This window comes from Kitasatospora sp. NPDC093558 (assembly GCF_040683475.1).
Lineage (GTDB): Bacteria > Actinomycetota > Actinomycetes > Streptomycetales > Streptomycetaceae > Kitasatospora.
Window position 1 is genome coordinate 1 of record NZ_JBFBDY010000158.1, and the last position, 5,677, is coordinate 5,677.

Genomic DNA, 5,677 nt, shown 5'->3' on the forward strand with positions numbered 1-5,677 from the left:
CAGCACCTCGCGACGCACACCTCGGGGCTCCCCCGGCTGCCCCGGGGCGTCCTCCTGGGCAGCATGTTCACCCCGCGCCGGTCCGATCCGTACGCCCATTGCACGGCCGACCACGTCCTCGCCGGGCTCGGCCGCACCAAGCTGCGAGCTGCGCCCGGGCGCAGCTTCCGCTACTCCAACCTCGGCGCCGGGCTGCTCGGTCTCGCGCTCGCCGAGCGGGCCGGGGTCGGCTACGAGGAACTGGTGCGTCGCGAGGTCTGCGGGCCGCTCGGGCTCGGGGACACCGTCGTAACGCCGGGCGCGGAGCAGTCCGACCGGCTTGCCCGGGGGCACTCGGCAAGCGCCCGGCCGGTGCCGTACTGGAACCTCGCCGCCCTGGGAGGCATGGGGGCGCTCCGCTCGACCGCCGCCGACCTCGCGATACTCCTGCGGGCCCAGCTGGCCGCCGGCCGCGAGCCGGACGGGCCGCTGGCGCCCGCGATCTCACTCACCAGGGAGGTACGGCACCGGGTCAACCCGTTCGCCTGGATGCACCTGGGGTGGCTCGCCCACCGCCTGCACACCCAGCAGGGCGGCCACCTGCAGATCTGGCACAACGGCGGCACCGGCGGGTTCCGGTCCTTCGTGGCCTTCGATCCGGAGAAGCAGGTGGGGGTGGTGGTCCTGGTCAACAGCGGGCGGTCGGCCGATTCGGCGGGGACGGCGCTGCTGCGCAGGCTGCAGAACGAGTACGCGATGTCGGCGTAGGTGGCCGGCGTCGTGAAGTCGAGAGTTGGAAGTCGAGCTGGAGAGATGGTGGTGAGGTCGGGCGGAACTTGCGAGGCCTTCAAGGCCAGGGCGCGTCGATTGGCCCTGGCGCCGGGTCGGGCGGTCGGATCACGCTGAGGATCCGGCGGCCGGGGTTCCGGTTGCCGTAGGCGCGCGGCGCGAGGTGCCCGGGGTGGCGGTGGCGAGTCCGGTCGCGGGTGAAGCTGCGGGTGACGCTGGGGCGCCACTCGGGCGGCCTGGGCCCGATACGCGGCCCGGCCGGTTCGAGCAGGGCGCGAGGCGTGGACGGCAGGGGCGGCGCGGACGGCGGAAGCGACGCAGGCTGGATGCGCAGCTCGGGCAGGTGGTGCGGGTGCACCGGGGGTACCGGCCGGTGCCGTGGTGGGTCCGGGTCTGGGTGGTCGTCGGCGCGGTGCCAGTCGCGGCGGCGGTCTGCCTGGCCGCTGGGAAGTGGTGGCCTGCGCCCGTCGTCGCGGCCGTCGCCATCGCGGGCGTGAACGCGTACGGGTGGCTGCGGCCCGTACGCGGAGTGCGGGCGGAACGGGCGCACGCGGGCGGGCTGGTCCTGGTCGGGCCAGGCGGGGCCGAGCGGGTGCTCCCGTGGGGCGCGGTCGAGGCCACCGAGCACTCCCCCGGGCGCCGAGGGGTCTGCGAGCGGGCGCGGATCTGGCTCGTCGGTGTGGACGAGCCGGTCGACCTCGTGCACGTCCGGCGGCTGGAGGGGGCTGGTCGGGAGCTCGACGAGCGCCGCTCCCCCGCGTTCCGGGCGGCACTGCACGAGCGGCTGCGCACCGACGGGAGCGTCCGTTTCGCGAGCGGCCGGCTCACCGTACGGGCGGGCGGGCTCGTGCACCGGTCGCCAACGCCCGGGGGCGGCGGAGTTCATCGAGGAGGTGCGACAAGGACGGAGGTAGCCCCTGGAACGAGAAACCACGGGACGGGCCGGATACGGCGGAGCGGAAGACTGCACCAAGAGAGTTGGATTATCGAACTCACTCGACCTATAGTGAGTTTGCTTTTCCAACCACCTTCGCAGGCCCCACTCACCCAAGAAGGGCGGCCGTCATGCGTGACGCCGTGATCGTCGAAGCCGTCCGCACCCCCGTCGGCAAGGGCAAGCCGGGAGGCTCGCTCGCCAGCGTCCACCCGGTCGAACTGCTGGCGCACACCCTCCAGGCGCTCATCGGGCGCAGCGGCATCGACCCGGCCCTGGTCGACGACGTGATCGGCGGCTGCGTCGACCAGGTCGCCGAGCAGGCGATGAACACCACCCGCTACGCCTGGCTCGCGGCCGGATTCCCGGACTCCGTCCCGGCCACCACGGTCGACCGGCAGTGCGGCTCGTCCCAGCAGGCGGTGCACTTCGCCGCGCAGGGCGTGATCGCAGGCGCGTACGACATCGTGGTCGCCTGCGGGATCGAGTCGATGAGCCGCGTGCCGATGTGGTCCAACGTGCCGCCCGGCGCCGATCCGTTCGGCGCGTCCCTCGCCGCCCGTTACCCGGGCGGGCTGGTTCCGCAGGGCGTGAGCGCCGAGCTGATCGCCGCGAAGTGGTCGATCTCGCGCGAGGAGATGGACGCCTTCGCCGCCGGCTCGCACGCCAAGGCGGCGCGCGCCCACGCGGACGGCCTGTTCGCGGCCGAACTCGCGCCGGTGCCCACGCCGGACGGGCTCGTGACCATGGACGAATCCGTACGGCCGAGCACCACCCCGGAGGTGCTCGCCGGGCTCCGTCCCGCCTTCGAGGACCCGGGCTACGCGGAGCGCTTCCCGCAGATCTCGTGGTCGGTGACGGCGGGCAACAGCAGCCCGATCAACGACGGCGCCTCCGCCGTCCTGATCACCGGCAGCGAGACCGCCGCCCGGCTCGGCCTGCGCCCGCTGGCCCGGCTGCACTCGTTCGCGGTCACCGGCTCGGACCCGCTGCTGATGCTCACCGGCGTGCTGCCCGCCACCGAGAAGGTGCTGCGCCGCTCCGGGCTCTCGCTCGCCGACATCGACCTGTTCGAGGTGAACGAGGCGTTCGCGACCGTCGTCCTGGCCTGGCTCCAAGAGACCGGCGCCGACCCCGCCAGGCTGAACGTCAACGGTGGCGCGATCGCCCTCGGCCACCCGCTGGGCGCGAGCGGCACGCGGCTGATGACCACCCTGGTCCACGAGATGCGCCGGCGCGGCGCGCGGTACGCGCTGCAGACGATGTGCGAGGCGGGCGGGCTGGCGAACGCGACGATCCTGGAGTCGGTCGCCTGACGGCGAGCAGGCTGGGCGCCAGGGGGCTCCTCAGGGATGCCCGTAGGGGCCGTATGCCGACGGCCGTCGCACTCTCCGGCGGAACCCCTACATCCCTGAGGCGACGTCAACTCCCGTCTGCAACACCTACGGTCCTCGCATGACCGGAATTCGTCGCACTGCCGCGGCGGCGGCCCTGCTGCTCGCCCTGCCGCTGTCCGTCGTCGCCGCCGCACCCGCACTGGCCGCCTCCCCGACCCAGGCCGCCGCACCCGCCTCTCCCGGCACCCAGGCCACCGTGCCGGCCGGCCTCCGCATCGAACTCCCCCGCCCGACCGGGCCGTACGCGGTCGGGCGGGAGATCCTGCAACTCGTCGACCAGAACCGGCCCGACCCGTGGGTGCCGTCGGCGGGTCCGCGCCGGCTCATGGTGTCGATGTACTACCCCGCCAAGGCGGGCACCGGTGGCCCGGCCCCGTACATGACGCCCGAGGCCGCGCGGATGCTGCTGGACGCGAAGCTGCCGGGCAACACCATCCCGACCGAGGCGCTCACCACCGCCCGGACGTGGGCCGAGTCCGGCGCGCGCCCGGCCCCCGGCCGGTACCCGCTGGTGGTGCTCTCGCCCGGCTTCACCATGCCGCGCACCTCGCTGACGATCCTCGCCGAGGACCTGTCCAGCCGCGGGTACGTCGTCGCGCTGGTCGACCACACCTACGAGAACACCGGCACGACCTTCCCCGACGGGCAGACGCTCCCCTGCGTGATGTGCGGCAAGCTGAGGACCGACGACGCCTGGGCGGGCCTGGACCGCAGCAGGGCGAAGGACGTCTCCTTCGTCCTCGACCAGCTGACCGCCCACCCCCACCCGGCCTGGCGCTACTCCCGCATGATCGACCCGGACCGCATCGGCATGGCCGGCCACTCGGCCGGCGGCGCGGCGACCGTCCCGGCCCTGCTCACCGACGACCGGATCCAGGCCGGCGTGGACCTGGACGGCAGCATGGACGTCAGGGTGCCGCCCTCCGGCATCGGCGGCAAGCCGTTCCTGATGATCGGCCACCCCCTGGACGGCGCCGAGGACACCAGCTGGGTCGAGAGCTGGCCCAACCTCGACGGCTGGAAGCGCTGGCTGACCGTCACCGGCACCAACCACGGCTCGTTCACCGACTTCCCGCTGTTCCTCGACGGGCTCGGCCTCCCCGACCGCGACCGGACGATTCCCGCCCAGCGTGCCGTGGAGCTCACCCGCGCTTACGTGGCGGCGTTCTTCGACCTGCAGCTGAAGGGCATCGACCAGCCGCTCCTGGACGGGCCGACGGCGGAGAACCCGGAGGTCACCTTCCATCCGTAGGCGCTGACCGCGAGCGATACACGAGGCCGTCGGCACAGTGCCGGCGGCCTCGCCGGCGTCTCCGCTCGATCGGGTCAGGCGGCCTCGTCGGCGCCCGCCGCCCGACCGGGTCGGGCAGCCTTGGCGGCGTCCCGTGCCCGACCGGGTCAGGCGGTGACGGCGGCCGAGGCAAGCGGTTCGAGCAGCCGGTGGGGGCGAGCCAGCGCGAGCGAGACCGGGTCGGTACGCGGGGTGCCGCCACGGCCGGGGTTGGGCCGGATCACGACCTCCGTGGGCGGGACGAACCGGCCGCAGTGCGGGCACGCGCCCGTGCGGTCGAGGTCCGTGCCGCAGGAGGCGTGCGCGAAGAGGTGGCGCGGACCGTCCGGGGTGGCGTGCCGACCGCCCCAGCGGCTCAACAGGTAGAGCGGCGCCCACAGTTCGAGCCCGGCCTCGGTGAGCAGGTAGCCGTGGCGCAGCGGCGCGTACCGGTACGGCTCCTTGCGCAGGACACCGGCGGCGACGAGCGCGTTGAGGCGGGCAGTGAGGACGGCCCGCGGGATGCCGAGGTGGGTGAGGAAGTCGTTGAAGCGCTGCACGCCGTAGAAGGCGTCGCGCACGATCAGGAGGCTCCAGCGTTCGCCGACCACCTCCAGGGCGCGGGCGAGTGCGCAGTCCTGCAGTTCGTAGTCGGTTCCGAGCGCCATGGCGGTCAGCGTAGTCCAGTCGACCAATGGGTTCAATCAACAGACTCATGGTGGTAGCGTGCCACCGGAAGAAGGTTCATTCATCAGACCTAGCGGTCCCGCTTCCGCTCCCGGAGGGAACACCCATGTCCCCCGCACCAACCGGCCCCGCGTCCGTCCGGCCCGGCGCCACCCTCTTCACTACCGCGGTCGCCACCGCGCTGGTCACCGTCGCCTACACCGCCCCCACCGCCTCGCTCGCCGCCACCGCCGAGGCCGCCCACCTCGGCGCCACCGGACGCACCTGGATCCTCACCGGCGCCCTGGTCGGCATCTCGGCGCTGCTGCTCACCGCCGGCAGCGCGGCCGACGACCACGGGCGCAAGCGCGTGTTCACCTTCGGCGTCCTGCTGTTCGCCGCCTCCGAGGCGCTCGCCGCCCTCGCCCCCGGCGGCGCCGTCTACCTCACCGCCAGGGTGCTGCTCGGCGCCGGTTCGGCGGCGATCCTGGCGCCCGCACTCGGGCTGATCAGCCACGCGTTCCCGCCCGGACCGGCCCGGATCAGGGCGCTCGGCGTGTGGGGCGCGGCGGTCGGCCTGGGCATCGCGATCGGCCCGGTCTACGGCGCGCTGGTCACCCAATGGGCCGGGTGGCGGGCGGT

Annotated in this window: 6 protein-coding genes; 4 read left to right on the forward strand and 2 right to left on the reverse strand. The window is 73.8% G+C overall.

The genetic code is table 11. The features are described from left to right. Window positions 1–747, forward strand: a 747-nt coding sequence (locus AB0O00_RS17360; protein ID WP_363652614.1) for a serine hydrolase domain-containing protein, incomplete at its 5' end; no start/stop codon positions are given. A gap of 79 nt (window positions 748–826) precedes the next feature. Here AB0O00_RS17360 and AB0O00_RS17365 read toward each other — a convergent pair. Next, entirely contained in the window at window positions 827–1,546 is a 720-nt protein-coding gene (locus tag AB0O00_RS17365) for a hypothetical protein (RefSeq protein WP_363652616.1), read from the reverse strand. Window positions 1,547–1,833: 287 nt separating this feature from the next. Here AB0O00_RS17365 and AB0O00_RS17370 point away from each other — a divergent pair, with 287 nt between their 5' ends. Then, window positions 1,834–3,018 carry a thiolase family protein gene (locus AB0O00_RS17370; RefSeq protein ID WP_363652618.1) on the forward strand — a complete coding sequence of 395 codons (1,185 nt, stop codon included), beginning with the start codon at window positions 1,834–1,836 and terminating at the stop codon, window positions 3,016–3,018. A gap of 139 nt (window positions 3,019–3,157) precedes the next feature. Further along, window positions 3,158–4,351 (forward strand): alpha/beta hydrolase, encoded by a 1,194-nt coding sequence (locus tag AB0O00_RS17375; protein ID WP_363652620.1) that lies wholly within the window; start codon window positions 3,158–3,160, stop codon window positions 4,349–4,351. Between the two features lie 146 nt (window positions 4,352–4,497). On the opposite strand, the gene AB0O00_RS17380 is transcribed toward AB0O00_RS17375, so the two are convergent. Continuing rightward, the gene (locus AB0O00_RS17380) at window positions 4,498–5,037 is read right to left on the reverse strand and encodes a winged helix-turn-helix transcriptional regulator (protein ID WP_363652622.1); all 540 of its coding nucleotides are present in this window, start codon (window positions 5,035–5,037) and stop codon (window positions 4,498–4,500) included. Window positions 5,038–5,162: 125 nt separating this feature from the next. Between AB0O00_RS17380 and AB0O00_RS17385 the strand changes: the two genes are divergently transcribed. After that, window positions 5,163–5,677, forward strand: a 515-nt coding sequence (locus AB0O00_RS17385) for an MFS transporter (RefSeq protein ID WP_363652624.1), incomplete at its 3' end; no start/stop codon positions are given.